Raw genomic sequence first — 16,747 nt, 5'->3', positions numbered from 1 at the left:
ATGCTTGGAAAACTCAACCTGGACGCCATCCCTCTCCATGAGCCGATCATCATGGGGACGCTGGCCGTCGTGATCGTGCTGGGCATCGCACTGATGGGCGCCATCACGTACTACGGCAAGTGGAAGACCCTCTGGAACGATTGGATCTGCTCGGTCGACCACAAGAAGGTCGGCGTGATGTACATCATCCTGGCGCTGGTGATGCTGCTGCGCGGCTTTGCCGATGCCATCATGATGCGCGCCCAGCAGGCGATCGCGTACGGCGATGCCGCGGGCTACCTGCCGCCGCACCACTACGACCAGATCTTCACGGCGCACGGCGTGATCATGATCTTCTTTGTCGCGACGCCGCTGGTGCTCGGCCTGATGAACGTGATCGTGCCGCTGCAGATCGGCGCGCGCGATGTCGCCTTCCCGTTCGTCAATTCGCTGAGCTTCTGGATGTCGGCAATGGGCGCGGTGCTGGTGATGATGTCGATGTTCGTCGGCGACTTCGCCGCCACCGGCTGGGTCGCCTACCCGCCGCTGTCCGAGCTCGGCTACAGCCCCACGCCAGGGGTTGACTACTACATCTGGTCGCTGCAGATCTCCGGGCTTGGCACCACGCTGACGGGCATCAACTTCATCGTCACGATCCTGCGCATGCGCGCGCCGGGCCTGAACCTGATGAAGATGCCGGTCTTCACCTGGACCGCCCTGATCACCAATATCCTGATCGTGGCGATCTTCCCGGTCCTGACCGCCACGCTCGCCCTGCTCACCGCCGACCGCTACCTCGGCATGCATTTCTTCACCAATGAGCTGGGCGGCAACGCCATGATGTACGTGAACCTGATCTGGATCTGGGGCCACCCGGAGGTCTATGTGCTGATCCTGCCGGCGTTCGGCGCCTTCTCCGAAATCATCGCCACTTTCTCGCGCAAGCCCCTGTTCGGCTACAAGTCGATGGTGTACGCCACCTCCTCGATCGGCGTGCTGTCGTTCTTCGTCTGGCTGCACCACTTCTTCACCATGGGCTCCGGGGCGAACGTCAATGCCTTCTTCGGCATCATGACCTCGATCATCTCGATCCCCACCGGCGTCAAGCTGTTCAACTGGCTGTTCACCATGTACCGCGGCCGGATCCGCTTCCATACCTCGACCATGTGGACCATCGGCTTTATGGTGACGTTCGCGGTCGGCGGCATGACCGGCGTGCTGCTCGCCATTCCCGGGGCCGACTTCGTGCTGCACAACAGCCTGTTCCTGGTCGCGCACTTCCATAACGTGATCATCGGCGGCGTGCTGTTCGGCTGCCTGGCCGCGATCACCTTCTGGTTCCCGAAGGTGTTCGGCTTCAAGCTGAATGAGTTCTGGGGCAAGGTGTCGTTCTGGTGCTGGCTGGCCGGCTTCTTCCTGGCCTTCATGCCGCTCTACGTGCTCGGCTTCAAGGGCATGACCCGCCGGATGAACCACTATGCCAACGTCGACTGGCATCCCTACCTGGTGGTGGCGCTGGTCGGTGCCTTCGTCATCGGCGCCGGCATCCTGGCAATGATCGTGCAGTTCGCGGTCAGTATCCGCGACCGCAAGCAGAACCAGGACCTGACCGGCGACCCGTGGGATGGCCGCAGCCTGGAGTGGTCGACCGCCTCGCCCGCGCCGTTCTACAACTTCGCCCACGTGCCGCATATCACCTCGCTGGAACAGCACTGGGACGACAAGGAAGCCGGGCGCGCATGGCGCCAGCCGGCCCGCTACCAAGACATCCACATGCCCCGCAACACCTCGGCAGGCTTCATCGTGTCGGCGTTCGGGCTGCTGTGCTGCTTCGCGCTGGTCTGGCACATGTGGCTGGTCGCCGCCGTCGGCCTGGTCGGCGCCATCGCGACCTTCATCGTGCGCAGCTATGACCGCGACGTGGACTATTACGTGCCGGCCGCCGAAGTCGAGCGGATCGAGCGCGCGCGCTTTGCACAACTGCAGGAAGCTGCCTGACCATGACTCCGACTCTCTCCCCTACCCTGCACCACCCCGGGCACGAGGCGGCCCACAACGCAGCGCACCCCCATCACGAAGCCGGCGCGCACACTCCGCTGGGGTTCTGGCTCTACCTGATGAGCGATTGCCTGATCTTCGCGGTGTTGTTCGCCACCTTCGGCGTGCTCTCCGGCAACACTGCCGGCGGCCCCGGCGGGCGGCAACTGTTCGAGCTGCCGTTCGTGTTCGCCGAAACCATGGTGCTGCTGCTGAGCAGCTATACCTTCGGCCTGGCCATGCTCAGGCAGGGTGTCGATGACGCGCCGCGGATGATCCGCTGGCTGGCGGTGACGTTCGCGCTCGGCGCCCTCTTCATCGCCATGGAGGTCTACGAGTTCGCGCACCTGCTGCACCAGGGCGCGGGCCCCGGCGTCAGCGCCTACCTGTCGGCCTTCTTCACGCTGGTCGGCACGCACGGGCTGCATGTCACGTCTGGCCTGCTGTGGCTTGCGGTGATGATCCACCAGATCAGGCATTTCGGGCTGGACGATATCGTGCGCCGCCGCCTGGCCTGCCTGAGCCTGTTCTGGCACTTCCTGGACCTGGTCTGGATCTGCGTCTTCACCTTCGTCTACCTGCGGGAGTTCGCATGAAATCGTCCCATCTTCATTCGGTGCATGCGGACCAGACGGCCGCGCACGGCGGCGTGCGCAGCTACACCATCGGACTGCTGCTTTCGGTCGCGCTGACGATAGCATCGTTCGCGGCAGTGATGACCGGATCCCTGCCAAAGCAGGTCGCGATTGCGCTGGTCGTCGGCCTTTGTGTCGCGCAACTGCTGGTGCAGCTCGTGTACTTCCTGCATCTGGGCACCGGTCCCGGCCAGCGCGGCAACACCGCCATCTTTGCCTGTACCGGCTTCCTGATCGTGATCGTCGTGGCCGGCTCGCTGTGGGTGATGCACAACGCCGATATCAACATGATGCCGACCGACATGTCCATCGAACGGGCCCGGGCAAAAGACTAGCGCTCGCGCGCAAGGAGGTTTTCCACCATGTATGTCTATGACGCCATTGACCAGAAGCTCGTCGACGAACGCGTCGTGCAGTTTGCCGACCAGACCCGCCGCTTCCTGAGCGGCCAGCTCACCGAGGATGAGTTCCGCGTGCTGCGGCTGCAGAACGGCCTCTATATCCAGCGCCATGCACCCATGCTGCGCGTCGCGATTCCCTACGGCATGCTGGCGTCGCGGCAGTTGCGCAAGCTCGCGGAGATCGCGCGCCGCTGGGACCGCGGCTACGGGCACTTCAGCACGCGCCAGAACCTGCAGTTCAACTGGCCGCGGCTCGAGGATGCGCCTGCCATTCTCGCGGAGCTGGCCACGGTGCAGATGCACGCGATCCAGACCAGCGGCAACTGCATCCGCAATACCACCACCGACCACTTTGCCGGCATTGCGCCCGACGAACTGGTGAACCCCCTGGTGTGGTGCGAGATCGTCAGGCAATGGTCGATGCTGCATCCCGAGTTCGCCTTCCTGCCGCGCAAGTTCAAGATTGCCATCAGTGGCGCGCAGACGGACCGGGCCGCGGTCGGCGTCCATGACATCGGGCTGCAGGCCGTTGAACAGGACGGCCAGGCCGGCTTCAAGGTCTGGGTAGGTGGCGGCATGGGCCGCACGCCGATGGTGGGCAAGCTGATCAACCCCTTCGTCCCCTGGCAGGACCTGCTGACCTACCTGCAGGCCACGCTGCGCGTCTACAACCTGCACGGCCGCCGCGACAACAAGTACAAGGCGCGCATCAAGATCCTGGTGAAGGACCTGACCCCGGAAGTATTCCGTGCGCAGGTGGACGAGCAGTGGCAACGCATCCGCGGGGGGCCGGACACCGTGTCCGAAGGCTTTGTCGCCTCCATCGCCGAGCGCTTCACGATCCCGCCGTATGAAGCCGCGGCCGCCGACGAACCGGATGAGTCAGCCGAACTGGCGAAGTCCGACCGCGCCTTCCGCCTCTGGCTGAAAAGCAATGTGCATCGGCACCGGGTGCCTGGCTACGCGGCCGTCACGGCATCGCTGAAAGCCGCGGGCCAGGCGCCCGGCGACATCACTGCCGAGCAGATGGAAATCATGGCCGACCTGGCCGAGCGCCACGGCTTCGGCGAACTGCGCGTGTCGCATGAACAGAACCTGATCCTTGCCGATGTCCGCCGCAGCGGCCTGCACGCCTTGTGGCAAGCGCTGGACGCCGCCGGGCTGGCCACGCCGAACGTGGGCCTGATCACCAACATCATCGCCTGCCCCGGGGGCGACTTCTGCTCGCTGGCCAATGCGGTCTCGATCCCTCTTGCGCAGGCCATCCAGGAGCGCTTCGACGACCTCGACCATGTACACGACATCGGCGAGCTGGACCTGAACATCTCTGGCTGCATCAACTCCTGCGGCCACCACCATATCGGCCACATCGGCATCCTCGGCGTCGACAAGGCCGGCGAAGCCTGGTACCAGATCACCATCGGCGGCCGGCAGAACGGCGCCGACGGCCAGCGCCGCCCGGATGGTGTGGCGGCCGGCGGCGCAGCCATCGGCCGCATCATCGGGCCGTCCTTTGCCCAGGAGCAGGTTCCGGATGTGGTAGAACGACTGATCGAGACCTATTTGTCGCATCGGGACAGCGAAGCCGAACGCTTTGTCGACGTGGTTGGCCGTATCGGCATCGAACCATTCCAGCGCGCGGTGTACCCGGACCCTGACAGCGGCGCGCGGCGAGCTCGCCAGGAGGTGGTGAATGCCTGACCAGGACCATTGCGCCGGGCAGGACCGGCACAACGTCATCCGTGACGGACGACTGATCGCGGATAACTGGCTCGCTCACATCGGGGATGCGCAAGACGCCGACAACACCTGCCCGCCCGACGAGCCCGGCTACCTGGTGACACTGGAGAACTGGATCACCCACCGCCAGCGGTATCGGCTGCGGCAGTATCCGCTCGCGGTCTACCTGTCGCCGGACGCGGAGCCTCAGACCCTGCTGGAACCCGGTGCCACGGCCGTTGATCCGACAGGCATCGCGATGATTGCCATCGATTTCCCGGTCTACACGGATGGTCGTGGCTATTCGATCGCACAACTGCTCCGGCACCAGCTAGGCTGGGCCGGAGAGCTGCGCGCCGTGGGTGACGTGATGATCGACACCGTGCACTACCTGGCGCGTTGCGGTTTCAACAGCTTTGCACTCAAGCCCGGGCACGATCCGGCAGCGGCATTGCGCGCGCTGGCCACGTTCTCGTCGACGTATCAGCGCAGCTATGGCCCCGCAAGCCGATAGCAAGCGCTGCCTGGCGCCGATACGAAAGATGCCCGTCCAGCCCTATGCAAAGCCTGATAGCTTTTGGTCCGCTATCGCCGAACTCTCGGGCGAGCAACTGCATACGATTATCGATATCGCGCAGCGCTCACCGAAGGCGACGACAGATATGGCTTCGTTCAGGGCTCGCATTCTCGGCGTCTTCGGAAACGTCGCCGGTTTTGAAATCACACCGCCTTCGGAATCCATGCTGCAAGAGCTCTGGGAAAGGTATCGCTCCACACTCCCCTCATTCTAGCTGCGCGGATCATTCGAAAGATCGGCCCGGCCTGGAGCGATGCCGCGCGTTCAAAAGTTGGCTTCGATGGCCCTCCTGGCGCCCTCTGGCACCTCGTTCGGTATGACGCGGTGCGCAAGTATCGCGTAGCTCCGGGCAGCCGCCACTGCGGCGGGATTCACCAGCCGCTTCGGGCCGCCCAGCCACGCAAAATGATCTCTCCCGTCGTCACTACGGAACCACGCGAAGTCGCCAATGGCGTCCAGGCCGCGCTTCACCATCTTCAGCAGCGCCAGGGCTTCCTCGGAAACCCCCAGGTGCCGCCCTGTGTCATGAATGACCGTGGCCAGGTTGCGGAGCTTGTTGGTCGAGGTGGCCTCTCTGATCTCCTGGTCAGGTAACAGCTCGACGACCAGAATCCCCCTGTGCGCGGTGATACGTGCATGCTGCATAGATCCTCCCAAACGGATGGCTGTCGCCTTGCGACCTTATGCATTGACCTAGCAAGTTCTTGGCCAGGCCATGCCGGAAGTGCAGCTTACGGCCCGCTCATGACATTGCGCCCCGGCATTGGCTGCGGGAGCGGCGGTCGAGCGCGGACGGTCACCAATCGCGGCAAGATGCGCTGGAAGATCTTCGAGGGGGCGCTCAACGTATCTTGATCGACTTTCTCCGCCGTCTGGTCAAGGACGCGGGCATGAAGGTGTTCCTGATTCTCGATAGCCTGAGGGTGCGTCACAGCAAGCCGGTGAAGGCCTGGCTCGCCCGGCACGTCGAGCAAATCGAGGTGTTTTACCTGCCCAGCGACAGCCCGGAACACCCGACGAGATGGACAACGCCGATATCAAGCAAGCCGTCACCTCGCGGGCACCGGCTCGCACCAAGCTGCAACTCGTCAAGGCTGCGTCGAGCCATCTGCGCAGTGCCCAGAAACAGCCCGAACGCATTCGACGTTACTTTCAGCATCATTCGGTGAAGTATGCGGCCTGATTTCAAGTTCATGAATGCCGGATCAATAATCGGGTACTGCCAGCGCAAATACCCTCAATACGCGTCGTGGACAACAGACGCGCTGCTACAGCGGGTCATTGCGATTGCGGAGCGGGGCCTTAGCCGCGCGGATGATATGCTAAGCGGCCACCCCCAGCCAGCGGAACCAGACCAGTCTCGGGACTTTCGCCCCTGCCAAATCACATGACCAGCCAGGAAGCAGTCCTCTAGGCTGGCAATCTCCGCCCGAACTCCAAGCTATGCAAGCCACGAGCCCTTTTCGTTACAGCGACATTGAAGTCGACGCGGTCTACCGTGCCATCCGCGAGCGGCGCGACATCCGCCACTTCCGTCCAGAACCCCTGGACCCCGAAGTCCTGAAACGCTTGCTGCATGCCGCGCACCTGGCCCCCAGCGTCGGGTTCATGCAACCCTGGCGTTTCATCCGCATCACGGATCGAAGCCTCAGAGCGCGCCTGCACTCATTGGTCGACACCGAACGACAGCGAACTGCTCACGCTCTTGGCGAAAGGCGGGACGAGTTCATGCGACTAAAGGTGGAAGGCATCCTGGATTGCGGAGAAATACTGGTCGCATCCCTGATGGACGGACGAGAGCGGCACATCTTCGGCCGGCGCACCCTGCCGGAGATGGATCTGGCGTCTGTTGCTTGTGCCATCCAGAACCTCTGGCTCGCGGCCCGCGCGGAAGGAATTGGCATGGGCTGGGTCTCCTTGTTCGACCCCGCTGAACTCGGTCGACTACTGCTGCTGCCGCCTGGCGCCAAGCCTGTGGCCATACTCTGCCTTGGACATGTCGACGGCTTTTACGAAAAACCCATGTTAGAGCAGGAGAAATGGGCCGAGCGACAACCACTAGAAGAGATGTTGTTCGAAAATCGCTGGGCCGCCGCTCCCCTCCGTTGACCGCAAGAAGTGCAAGAGTGCCCGCATCTCGCCGAAAGCGAAGCTTCGACCCAACACGCGACATCGGACGCTCAAGTGAGAGTAGGAACGGACGTCGCCTCTATAATGCGCCCCATCAAGGGATGTAAGCAGTTCGATGACCACCAGTAAGGCGCGCGTCCAGCTTGAGCTGGATATGTTTGAGGCAGTAGTAAATGGCAGCACCTATGACCAAGTTGGCAAGCAGTATCTGCTGCCACCGTGGCGAGTGCGGGCAACCGTGTCGCGCATCCTCCGCGAGATATGGCGGCAGATGAACAAGGCTGACCGGCCAGCCGTCGAGAACCCTTACAAACGCCTGCCACCGCTTGAAGCACTCTGGGCGCATGCCTCCATATGGTTGCCTGAGGTCCACAATTTGCGCCAGGGAAAAAAGAAAGCGCCCACGCCGATCCATCTTCCAGCACCAGACCTGACGCCAGCCATCGATTGGCTTTCCGATGCCGTAGACGGACAAATGGATTCGATGGAGGCTTATCGGCTTGCATGCGTGCCGGTGTTTCTATCGCTGCTCCACGGGACTAGCCTTACCCAGACCGCCGAGTCCATTGGGCAAAGTAAGCTGTTGGTGCGTAGGCTGGCCACACTTGCCGCCAAGGAGCTACTTGGGGATGCCGCAGCAGCGGAGCTCGGTTGGCGCGTCGAGGACTCACAGAGGCTGCAGCCACTGCGCGAGCAATTCCTCGAGCCTTTGCGCGCCCGAGGGTGGACGATCGCCGGCAACCAGTGGATGCAGGAGACCGCGGACTCGACAGAGGGCGAAACCACGCCCTGCTAAGCGTCGATCCTCCTTTTTACTACCTCGTTTCCCCTCGATAAGGCGCCTCGAAGGGCCCCGCTTCAACACGGTCGTATCAGACATCTTGCAGCCGCCCGTTTGCCGATCCCACGACCAAGTACGCTTTGTAACGTCAAATTACTAGTACAATGCGCGCCAACCGCGATCGCAGGTGCCCAGGCCTCACGGCCCGGGTTAAACGGGAAACAGGTGCGCCACGCAACGTGGTTATGCCTGTGCTGCCCCCGCAACGGTCAGCAGGTTTTGGGAATTGTCACGTTCGCCCGCGCCAAGCGGGCGACAGTCACTGCGCCGCAGATGGATTGCGCGGGAAGGCGACAAAACTCCCGGGAGCAATGCTTCCACCCTGCAAGCCCGGATACCGGCCTGTGGTCATCATCGCCATTTCTTTGCCCGGGCGGGGTCGCTCGGCAGCACGATGAACGACAACTTGTTTGCGCTTTCCGCTGGCCGCTCGCGCGCGGCCGACCTTGTGCTGCGCGTCACGCGCAGACGTCGCCAGCACCTGGTGGCCGCCTCGCTTGGCACGATCGCCGGCCTCAACCTACCGTATGCACTAGCCGCAGAGACGGCTGACGACCACGAGACCGCGCTGCCGCCCGTTCTGGTCAGCGAGACATCCATGCCCGGCATGGCGCTCTCAGAACCCCAGAGTACAGGCAGCCGCATGGGCCTGACACCGCTGGAGACCCCCGCGAGCGTGGAGGTCATCAGTGGTGACACGATCCGCGCGCGCGGCGACCAGAGCGTGCGCGAGGCCGTGACGCGTGCCACAGGCATCACCGCCAATCCGGCACCAGGCAATGGCGGCACCGCCCTGAGCGCACGTGGCTTTGCAGGCCAGGGCTCGGTCATGCAATTGTTCGACGGCACACGCATGTACGTGGCGTCCGGCACGGTGACCTTCCCCTTCGATACATGGTCGGTCGACCGCATCGAAGTGCTGCGCGGGCCCGCTTCCGTCATGTATGGCGAGGGGGCAATCGGCGGCGTGATCAACGTCGTGCCAAAGAAGCCATTCCAGGGCCCGATCGAGAACGAACTGCAGATCACGGGCGGCACCGAAAAGACGGCGCGCGTGGCGTTCGACAGCGGCGGCAAGGTCAACGACAACCTGTCCTACCGGTTCGCCACGGCCTACAACCGTTCGGCTGGATGGGTGGACCGGGGCGACTCCAACAACCTGATGGTATCCGCCTCGGTGCGCCTGGACGTGACGCGCGACTTCAACCTGACGCTGTCCTACGACGACGGCACCCCGCACCCGCAGCAGTACCTCGGCACACCGCTGGTCAACGGCAGCTTCGACCCCTCGTTGCGCAAGAAGAACTACAACGTCAGCGATGCCCATATCAGTTATCGCGACCAGTGGACGCGCCTGAATGCCGAGTGGACGCCGAACGACAACGTCACCGTGCGCAACCAGTTCTACTACCTGACCAGCCATCGCCACTGGCGGGACAGCGAGACCTACACTTACGTGCCGGCGACGAACCAGGTGCGCCGCACGAACTATCTGGAAATCCTGCATGACCAGGAGCAGATCGGTAATCGCGCCGACATGACCGTGCGCAGCAAGCTGCTGGGTCTGGACAATACGACTACCATTGGTTTCGACGTCAACAAGATCAATTTCACGCACACCAACAACTCCCCGTATGGCGGCACGTCGACGGTGGATGCGTACAACTTCGACCCGGGCCTGTTCTTCAGCCCGCCGGGCGTGGTCACTTTGCCGCGGCTGCGGACCAACACCACGCAGTACGCACTGTTCGGTGAAAACCGACTGGCACTGACTCCGCAATGGTCGGTCATTGGCGGCGTGCGTTTCGACGATGCGTCGCTGACGCGTACTGACCTGGTGGCGGGAACCTCGTGGGACAAGACGTTCGCCAACACCACCTGGCGCGTGGGGACCGTCTACCAGTTCACGCCGAATCTGTCGGTGTATGCGCAGTACGCCACGGCCACGGACCCCCTGGGCGCGCTGATCACCACGTCCGACGCACAGCGCGGCTTCCAACTGGCCACCGGCAAGCAGGTGGAAGCGGGTATCAAGCAAGTGTTCTGGGACAAGCGCGGCGAGTGGACTTTCGCGGCCTATGAAATCCGCAAGAACAACCTGCTCTCACGCGATCCGTTGGATCCGACCATCACACAGCAGATTGGCGAGCAGTCGTCGCGGGGCCTGGAGGCATCGGCCAGTGTGGAAGTACTGCGCGGCCTGCGACTGGATGTCAACGGGACCGTGCTACGTGCTCGCTTCGATGACTTCAACGAGTCTGTCGGTGGCATGCTCGTCTCGCGTGCCGGCAATGTGCCCACAGGCGTGCCGCAGCAAGCGGCCAATGCCTGGCTGACCTGGAACTTCTTGCCGAAGTGGCAATTCGGCACGGGCCTGCGCTACGTGGGCAGCCGCTATGCCGACAATGCCAACCGTATACGCGTGCCCAGCTATACGGTCGTCGACAGCGCACTCTCCTGGCGTGTGACGAAGCAGGCAGCCCTGACGCTGCGCGTCTACAACCTGTTCAACCGCGCCTATGCCGAGGCGGTCTCGAACGGCGGCCAGCAATGGCTGCTGGGCCGGCCGCGGGCAGCGGAGCTGTCGGCGAACTTCTACTTCTGAGGCCAGGACCGTGTGGCGCAAAACCAAGCGATGGCTGTATCTGATCCATCGCTGGATGGGCATCGCCGGTTGCCTGCTTATTGCCATGTGGTTCGGCTCGGGCCTGGTCATGATGTACGTGGCCTTTCCCGTGCTGAACGACAGCGAAAGGCTGGCGGGCCTGCCGGCGCTTGATACCGGCGCCATCGTCACCACGCCGGACGCCGCGATGGCAGCCGCGGGCCTGTCCGCCCATCCGCGCAGCCTGCGGATCGAGATGGCGGGCACCCTCCCCGTCTATCGGATGATCGACGCCAAGGGGCAGCCGCATACGGTCTCGGCCACGGACGGCCGGGTGATCGGACAGATCGATGCCGAGACTGCGCGCGCCACGGCCGAGCGGTTCGCCGGCAAGCCCGCGCGCTGGGTGGAGACTGCCGAGCGGGACCAATGGACGGTGCCAAACGGCCTCAACGCATGGCGGCCCCTGCACCGCATCGCGATTGACGACGGGCAAGGCACCGAACTCTACGTCTCCGCCAAGACCGGCGAGGTGATGCGCGATACGAACCGTGCCGAGCGTTTCTGGAACTGGCTGGGCTCCGTTTCCCACTGGCTCTACTTCACACCGGTCCGCCAGGATCCGCCGCTGTGGCGGCAAGTGGTGCTGTGGACCTCGGGGCCCTGCATCGTGGTGGCGGTGACTGGCATCTGGATCGGCTGGCTGCGCTTGCGCGTGCGACGCCGCTTTGCGCATGGCAGCGTGGGCGGCATCTCGCCGTACCACGGCTGGATGGCGTGGCATCACGTGGCAGGACTGGGCGGGGCGCTGTTCCTGCTGTTCTGGCTGGTCAGCGGCTGGCTCTCGGTCAATCCGAATCAGTGGTTCAACGGGCGCGGCTTCGACGGCGCGGCGCTGATGCGCTACGCTGGCCATGCCGATGCAACGTTCCCCGCGCCTGACTGGCGCGCCATGCCATCGGACCTCCAGACGCACGAAGTACGCATGACGTGGGTAGGCGGCAAACCGATACTGCTGGCTTCCACGCGCGACGGCCAAATGAGTGTGCTCGACCCGCGCAGCGGCGCGCAGGTACAGTGGGACCAGGCGACGCTGACGAACGCCGCGGGCGCTCTGATGCCGGATGCAGGCATCGCCACCAGCGCGATGCAGGGCGAGCCAGATGCCTATTGGTACAGTCATCACCATGTGCGAAGGCTTCCGGTGCTGCGCGTGGGCTTCGACGATGCTGACCACACCTGGGCCTATCTTGACCCCACGACTGGCCAGGTGATTGGCCGCAGCGATGACAGTCGGCGCACGTACCGCTGGCTGTTCAACGCCGCGCACAATTGGGATTTTGTCTGGCTGACGCAACATCGCCCCATGTGGGACCTCGTCATGTGGGCGCTATCGCTGATCGGGCAGGTGATGTCAGTCAGCGGCGTGGTGGTGGGCTGGAAAAGGCTGCGCCGGCGCTGAGACCGGCACGCTGCAGTCGCTGGTAAGCGACTTCAGCGCTTGCCTTGAAAACCTCACAGCCTCGCCCGGCGAAAGGCAGGGAGGCTGGTGCCGCTTAGCGCTTCAGCAAGCGCTGAGCCAAGTCGGCGAACATCAAGCCAAGCGCGGCCCACAATACCGTCTGGATACCAATGGCAGCGACGCGGAAGCGCCACAGCAACACGGCGGGGAAGTGCTCGGGGATTTCATTTACCTCTGGCAGCAGCGCTTGCGCCACGGCGACCAGTACCAGAAATACCGCGCCCGCACCCAGAACCGCGTACCAGGAGCCCACACGGGCCACGAGCTTGCGCGCCACTATGATCGCCACCACCATCGCGACCAGCGAGAAGCCGATCATCGTGAAGAACAGTGCGGTCCGGAGGCCGATGGTGGACGGATCGCCGACCGCCGGCGGGTTGGGTGGGTACTTGATGAAGGGGATCAGCACAATCGCCACATAGCCGAGCAAGGCCAGCAGCGCGGACGTGGCCCGCGCCCCGAGGGCGCCAATGCGGGCGTAGGCATAGGCGAAGGTGAGCGCAAACAGGCCGCCCACCGCGCTACCAAACACCCCCAGACCGACGAAAAGACCGAGGCCGGACTGCACGTCGCGACTGACCAGCTCTGGCATCTCGTGCTGGTGGCTGCCGCCCATCGCCTGCTGCATCTGTTCCTCGAAGGCGATTGCGCCCTCTACCTGGGGTTCACCGAAGACCTTGGCAAATCCAAAAGCCAGCAAGCTGGCCAGGAAGCCCGCGATCATGCCGCGGACCAGAAGATCTCTCACCATGAACAGGCTTCCTCAGTGGCAGGGGAAGCCGAGCAGATGCCGCCCGTCGTGGACGAACTCGTGGACGTACATCGTATTGAAGATCGCAGCCGCCCCTTCTTCGACACCCACGAAGTAAATGGCGAGAAGTAGCAGGATGCTGCCGAAGACCGCCCACGGCAGCAACTCGCGGACAGGGATCGATACCGGTTCGATGGCCGGCAAGTGGGCCGGTGAGAGGGTGGCGCTGGCGTGCATGAGCTGCTCCTTGAAGTTGACGCATCCCGCCGGGGATGGATGTGGCAGCGATGGGAGTAATCTGACCTACTAGCCTGCGCGCAGATGCAGCGCGTCAGATGAGATACAGTGATGCGACCTCGCCGGACCCGCTCCGGCTCTCCTCAATCGAATTTGCGAACATTCTAGAGCGACATGCCGCCAAATCAAAGCACTACGGCGCGGCAGATGCCAGTTGCCGGCATCACGCTGCTGTGTGTCCCGGCGACGGTCGGACTGCGCGCGGGACGGTTCCCTGCCGACGAGGCGCTGGATGCCGGGCAAACCGAGCAGGTGGCGGCGCTTGCCGGCGCTTTCGGGCGTCCCGGGCGGGTGCTATGTAGCCCGGCGCGCTGCGCGCGGCAGACGGCGCAGGCGCTGGGCCTGGAGCATTGCGTCGAGCCCGCTTTGAGCGAGGTTGCCTATGGACGCTGGAGCGGACTGCTGCTGAAGGACGTGGCAGCCGCGGAGCCGGCTGAACTGTCAGAATGGCTATCCGATGCAGACATGAATGGGCACGGCGGCGAATCGATTCGCGCATTCTGCGAGCGCGTAGGATGTTGGATCGACCAATATCCCTGGCCTGACGGCGATACGCTGGTGATTGCGCACGCAAGTGTCGTCAAGGCCATCGTGCTCCATGTGCTCAACGCGCCAATCCAGGCCTATTGGCAGCTCGAGGTCGCCCCCCTGACCAGGACAACCCTGTCAGGAAGCCGTGGTCGGTGGCGCGTTACATCCTTGGGCAGTCAGACTCAAGGACACTGAATCGGAGCGCTGGCGTTCCAGACTCGGACGTATCCGTCGCGCAGGCTCCCCTTCTCACTCCTGCGACTCGCCTCGCCGCTTCAACAGGTAGGTATCCATGATCCAGCCGTGCTGTTCGCGCGCGGCCGCACGTACGCGTTCGATCTCGTCCGCGACCTCCCGCAGCTTCCCCGCAACGAGAATTTCATCTGGTGTGCCAACATAGGCGCCCCAGTAAATATCGAGATCTTCGTCGACCACCTCGCGGAACGCGTTCTGCGCATCGAGCATCACGACGACGCTATCGACTTTGGCCGGAAATCCTTCCGCAAGCCGTCTTCCCGTCGTAATCTCGACCGGCTGCCCGATCGTGTTCAGCGCGATCCGGTGCTTCGCGGCGAGCGCCTGCACACTGCTGATGCCCGGGATCACCTCATATTCGAACGCGTGCCGGCCGCTCCGGTCGATCTCCTCGATAATCCGCATCGTGCTGTCGTAGAGAGAAGGATCGCCCCACACGAGGAAGGCACCACATTCGCCATCCTGCAGCTCGTCAGCAATCAAGTGCTCGAACACTTCCTGTTTGCTGCGGTTCAGCGCCTCGACCGCATTCAGGTACCCGATGCCTTCGCGCTGGCGCTCCGGGCTGGTCGCTTCGACGATGCGATAGCTGCGTGTCGTCGCATAACGCTCGATGATCTCCCGCCGCAATGCGATGAGCTTTTCCTTCGCGACGCCCTTGTCCATCACAAAGAACACATCCGCCTGGTTGAGCGCGTTGACCGCCTGAATAGTCAGATAGTCTGGATCTCCCGCGCCGATACCAATGATCAGTATCCGTTTCATCACTCCTCTCCCGGTTATCTGTTCAGACCGATTCACTAAAATAGTGCCGCGCGCACTGCATCTGCCAACGCGCGGTCGCGCCCGCACGCGTTACCGGCTGATCGCGGGCTACCCGTAATTACTCCGCTTTGCGGTACAGCGTGGAATCTGAAAAGCCTTCCTGCGCGAGCACTTCCCCGACCAGAATCAGGCCCGTACGCGACTGATCGGTAGGCCGGACTTTTTCGACGATGTCCGCCAACGTGCCGCGCACCACTTCCTCGTCCGGCCAGCTGGCGCGGAATACCACCGCAACCTGGCAAGCGCTGCCGTAGTGCGGCAGCAGTTCCTCGACGATCCGCGCCAGATGGCGCACGCCCAGATGGATCGCTAGCGTCGCCCGATGCCGGGCCAGATCGGCCAGCGCTTCCCCCTCCGGCATCGCGGTCTTCTGCGCATAGCGCGTCAGGATCACGGTCTGCGAGACGTCGGGCAAGGTCAGTTCGCAGCCCAGCGTCGCCGCACACGCGGCTGTGGCCGTCACGCCCGGCACGATCTCATAAGGAATACCCAGCGCCCGCAAGCGGCGGATCTGCTCGCCGATCGCGCCGTACAGCGATGGGTCACCCGAATGCACGCGCGCGACGTCGGCGCCTTCGCGATGCGCCTGTTCGAGCAAAGCCATGATCTGGTCGAGATCCAGTTCGGCGGTATTGACGACCTGCCTCGCGCAGTGGCCTTCCAGTACGGCATCTGGCACCAGCGATCCTGCATACAGGATCACCGGGCAAGTGCGCACGAGACGCTGGCCTTTCACGGTGATCAGGTCCGGATCGCCGGGTCCGGCGCCAATGAAGTAAACGGTCATGCGAGACTCCGAAAGCAGCGCGCCCGACTGGGGACGTACCGCGTAAAGACTGATTGAAACGCTGCGTGCGGGCCGGATGAGACCCGATTCGTCACAGCGGCAAGGCGGCGATGAGCGCGGGCACATCGTCGAAGGCCCGATCGGCCTGCGGCAATGCCGGCCGCTTCACCATGATCACGGGCATGCTGCGCTCGCGGGCGACCTGGAGCTTCGCCTCGGTCGCGCTGCCACCACTGTTCTTGCTGATCACCACGTCGAAGCCGTCCCGCGCAAACAGTGCGCGCTCGCCCTCCAGCGAAAACGGACCTCGCGCATCGATCACGCGCGCGCGCGCGTTGCCACTGTGAGGATCCAGGCAGCGGATCGTCCAGAATTGATCTGCCGGGATTTCGTCGAGGTGCCCGATCGGCTCCCGTCCCATCGCGAACAACGGTCGACGGAATCCACGCACCGCGTCAGCAATGCCCTTCCAGTCATCGACAGCGCGCCAGTCGTCGCCAGCTTGCGGCACCCACGCCGGCCGCAGCAGCGCCCAATACGGCACACCGGACGCCCGACTCGCTGCACGCGCATTCGCGCTGATTTGCGCGGCATAAGGATGCGTTGCATCGACCAGCAGCGTGATTCCGTTGTCCTGCAGATACCGCGCCAGTCCGTCAGCGCCCCCAAATCCGCCGACTCGGACTGCGCAGGCCAGATCCGCTGGCGTCCTGCCCAAGCCGGCGAGGCTGTATGTATGGCCGGCTGGAAGCGTGCGCGCAATACGCAGCGCGTCACCCGTCCCACCCAGCAGCAGGATGCGGCTCATACTGCGCGCCTTCCGGTATCGGCCCGACTTGTCGCGCGCTCTTGCTG

The 16,747-nt window shown here is 63.6% G+C and carries 17 protein-coding genes, 1 pseudogene and 1 riboswitch; of the genes and pseudogenes, 12 read left to right on the top strand and 6 right to left on the bottom strand.

What is annotated here, in order from left to right; all coding sequences use genetic code 11:
* Genes cyoB through RS901_RS14425 form a run of 6 tightly spaced genes read left to right on the top strand, consistent with a single transcriptional unit; the run spans position 1 to position 5,562 of the window.
* A complete protein-coding gene (gene cyoB / locus RS901_RS14450; RefSeq protein WP_316149464.1) occupies positions 1-1,977 on the top strand; it encodes a cytochrome o ubiquinol oxidase subunit I in 1,977 nt (658 codons plus the stop codon).
* A gap of 2 nt (positions 1,978-1,979) precedes the next feature.
* Complete coding sequence (gene cyoC / locus RS901_RS14445) at positions 1,980-2,612, top strand: cytochrome o ubiquinol oxidase subunit III (RefSeq protein ID WP_316149463.1); 633 nt, start codon at positions 1,980-1,982, stop codon at positions 2,610-2,612.
* Entirely contained in the window at positions 2,609-2,986 is a 378-nt protein-coding gene (cyoD, locus tag RS901_RS14440) for a cytochrome o ubiquinol oxidase subunit IV (RefSeq protein ID WP_316149462.1), read from the top strand. Before cyoC ends, cyoD begins: the two co-directional genes overlap by 4 nt.
* A 27-nt stretch (positions 2,987-3,013) precedes the next feature.
* Complete coding sequence (locus RS901_RS14435; protein WP_316149461.1) at positions 3,014-4,753, top strand: nitrite/sulfite reductase; 1,740 nt, start codon at positions 3,014-3,016, stop codon at positions 4,751-4,753.
* On the top strand, positions 4,746-5,285 hold the full coding sequence (locus RS901_RS14430) for a DUF934 domain-containing protein (protein ID WP_316149460.1): 540 nt from the start codon (positions 4,746-4,748) through the stop codon (positions 5,283-5,285). The genes RS901_RS14435 and RS901_RS14430 overlap by 8 nt, the downstream gene beginning before the upstream one ends.
* The gene (locus tag RS901_RS14425) at positions 5,266-5,562 is read left to right on the top strand and encodes a hypothetical protein (RefSeq protein ID WP_316149459.1); all 297 of its coding nucleotides are present in this window, start codon (positions 5,266-5,268) and stop codon (positions 5,560-5,562) included. Before RS901_RS14430 ends, RS901_RS14425 begins: the two co-directional genes overlap by 20 nt.
* A gap of 50 nt (positions 5,563-5,612) precedes the next feature.
* Here RS901_RS14425 and RS901_RS14420 read toward each other — a convergent pair whose 3' ends face one another.
* Positions 5,613-5,993, bottom strand: coding sequence for a hypothetical protein (locus RS901_RS14420; protein WP_316149458.1), 381 nt, complete (start codon positions 5,991-5,993; stop codon positions 5,613-5,615).
* A 147-nt stretch (positions 5,994-6,140) separates the two neighbouring features.
* On the opposite strand from RS901_RS14420, the pseudogene RS901_RS14415 reads away from it, so the two are divergent.
* The 5 genes and pseudogenes from RS901_RS14415 to RS901_RS14395 form a co-directional block, all read left to right on the top strand.
* Positions 6,141-6,531, top strand: a pseudogene (locus RS901_RS14415) (transposase); the annotation flags it as partial.
* Positions 6,532-6,791: 260 nt separating this feature from the next.
* Positions 6,792-7,457: a 5,6-dimethylbenzimidazole synthase gene (bluB, locus tag RS901_RS14410; RefSeq protein ID WP_316149456.1), complete on the top strand. Its 666-nt coding sequence runs from the start codon at positions 6,792-6,794 to the stop codon at positions 7,455-7,457.
* Between the two features lie 136 nt (positions 7,458-7,593).
* Positions 7,594-8,274 (top strand): hypothetical protein, encoded by a 681-nt coding sequence (locus RS901_RS14405; RefSeq protein ID WP_316149455.1) that lies wholly within the window; start codon positions 7,594-7,596, stop codon positions 8,272-8,274.
* Between the two features lie 153 nt (positions 8,275-8,427).
* Positions 8,428-8,679, top strand: a riboswitch (cobalamin riboswitch).
* A 34-nt stretch (positions 8,680-8,713) separates the two neighbouring features.
* On the top strand, positions 8,714-10,924 hold the full coding sequence (locus RS901_RS14400) for a TonB-dependent receptor (RefSeq protein WP_316149454.1): 2,211 nt from the start codon (positions 8,714-8,716) through the stop codon (positions 10,922-10,924).
* Positions 10,925-10,934: 10 nt separating this feature from the next.
* Positions 10,935-12,386, top strand: coding sequence for a PepSY-associated TM helix domain-containing protein (locus RS901_RS14395; protein ID WP_316149453.1), 1,452 nt, complete (start codon positions 10,935-10,937; stop codon positions 12,384-12,386).
* 94 nt (positions 12,387-12,480) lie between these two features.
* Here the strand turns inward: RS901_RS14395 and RS901_RS14390 are convergent, their stop codons facing one another.
* Complete coding sequence (locus RS901_RS14390; RefSeq protein WP_316149452.1) at positions 12,481-13,197, bottom strand: CbtA family protein; 717 nt, start codon at positions 13,195-13,197, stop codon at positions 12,481-12,483.
* Between the two features lie 12 nt (positions 13,198-13,209).
* A complete protein-coding gene (locus RS901_RS14385; RefSeq protein ID WP_316149451.1) occupies positions 13,210-13,434 on the bottom strand; it encodes a CbtB domain-containing protein in 225 nt (74 codons plus the stop codon).
* 207 nt (positions 13,435-13,641) lie between these two features.
* Between RS901_RS14385 and RS901_RS14380 the strand changes: the two genes are divergently transcribed.
* On the top strand, positions 13,642-14,220 hold the full coding sequence (locus RS901_RS14380) for a histidine phosphatase family protein (RefSeq protein WP_316149450.1): 579 nt from the start codon (positions 13,642-13,644) through the stop codon (positions 14,218-14,220).
* Positions 14,221-14,274: 54 nt separating this feature from the next.
* Here the strand turns inward: RS901_RS14380 and cobF are convergent, their stop codons facing one another.
* The 3 genes from cobF to RS901_RS14365 all read right to left on the bottom strand — a co-directional run bounded on the left by cobF (position 14,275) and on the right by RS901_RS14365 (position 16,700).
* Positions 14,275-15,045: a precorrin-6A synthase (deacetylating) gene (gene cobF / locus RS901_RS14375; protein ID WP_316149449.1), complete on the bottom strand. Its 771-nt coding sequence runs from the start codon at positions 15,043-15,045 to the stop codon at positions 14,275-14,277.
* Between the two features lie 118 nt (positions 15,046-15,163).
* The gene (cobM, locus tag RS901_RS14370) at positions 15,164-15,892 is read right to left on the bottom strand and encodes a precorrin-4 C(11)-methyltransferase (protein WP_316149448.1); all 729 of its coding nucleotides are present in this window, start codon (positions 15,890-15,892) and stop codon (positions 15,164-15,166) included.
* 91 nt (positions 15,893-15,983) lie between these two features.
* Positions 15,984-16,700 carry a cobalt-precorrin-6A reductase gene (locus RS901_RS14365; RefSeq protein WP_316149447.1) on the bottom strand — a complete coding sequence of 239 codons (717 nt, stop codon included), beginning with the start codon at positions 16,698-16,700 and terminating at the stop codon, positions 15,984-15,986.
* Positions 16,701-16,747: the final 47 nt, after the last annotated feature.

This window comes from Cupriavidus sp. BIC8F (assembly GCF_032465815.1).
Lineage (GTDB): Bacteria > Pseudomonadota > Gammaproteobacteria > Burkholderiales > Burkholderiaceae > Cupriavidus > Cupriavidus necator.
Note: the sequence above shows the minus strand (reverse complement) of the source record. Positions and strands in the feature narration are given on the sequence as shown.

What these genes read in the sequence shown, in the direction of transcription:
- RS901_RS14425 (WP_316149459.1), top strand. Translation starts at nt 5,266, where the DNA reads ATGGCCCCGCAAGCCGATAGCAAGCGCTGCCTGGCGCCGATACGAAAG.
- cyoB (WP_316149464.1), top strand. Translation starts at nt 1, where the DNA reads ATGCTTGGAAAACTCAACCTGGACGCCATCCCTCTCCATGAGCCGATC.
- RS901_RS14365 (WP_316149447.1), bottom strand. Translation starts at nt 16,700, where the DNA reads ATGAGCCGCATCCTGCTGCTGGGTGGGACGGGTGACGCGCTGCGTATT.
- RS901_RS14400 (WP_316149454.1), top strand. Translation starts at nt 8,714, where the DNA reads ATGAACGACAACTTGTTTGCGCTTTCCGCTGGCCGCTCGCGCGCGGCC.
- RS901_RS14435 (WP_316149461.1), top strand. Translation starts at nt 3,014, where the DNA reads ATGTATGTCTATGACGCCATTGACCAGAAGCTCGTCGACGAACGCGTC.
- cyoD (WP_316149462.1), top strand. Translation starts at nt 2,609, where the DNA reads ATGAAATCGTCCCATCTTCATTCGGTGCATGCGGACCAGACGGCCGCG.
- cobF (WP_316149449.1), bottom strand. Translation starts at nt 15,045, where the DNA reads ATGAAACGGATACTGATCATTGGTATCGGCGCGGGAGATCCAGACTAT.
- RS901_RS14405 (WP_316149455.1), top strand. Translation starts at nt 7,594, where the DNA reads ATGACCACCAGTAAGGCGCGCGTCCAGCTTGAGCTGGATATGTTTGAG.
- RS901_RS14420 (WP_316149458.1), bottom strand. Translation starts at nt 5,993, where the DNA reads ATGCAGCATGCACGTATCACCGCGCACAGGGGGATTCTGGTCGTCGAG.
- bluB (WP_316149456.1), top strand. Translation starts at nt 6,792, where the DNA reads ATGCAAGCCACGAGCCCTTTTCGTTACAGCGACATTGAAGTCGACGCG.
- RS901_RS14390 (WP_316149452.1), bottom strand. Translation starts at nt 13,197, where the DNA reads ATGGTGAGAGATCTTCTGGTCCGCGGCATGATCGCGGGCTTCCTGGCC.
- RS901_RS14430 (WP_316149460.1), top strand. Translation starts at nt 4,746, where the DNA reads ATGCCTGACCAGGACCATTGCGCCGGGCAGGACCGGCACAACGTCATC.
- cobM (WP_316149448.1), bottom strand. Translation starts at nt 15,892, where the DNA reads ATGACCGTTTACTTCATTGGCGCCGGACCCGGCGATCCGGACCTGATC.
- cyoC (WP_316149463.1), top strand. Translation starts at nt 1,980, where the DNA reads ATGACTCCGACTCTCTCCCCTACCCTGCACCACCCCGGGCACGAGGCG.
- RS901_RS14385 (WP_316149451.1), bottom strand. Translation starts at nt 13,434, where the DNA reads ATGCACGCCAGCGCCACCCTCTCACCGGCCCACTTGCCGGCCATCGAA.
- RS901_RS14380 (WP_316149450.1), top strand. Translation starts at nt 13,642, where the DNA reads ATGCCAGTTGCCGGCATCACGCTGCTGTGTGTCCCGGCGACGGTCGGA.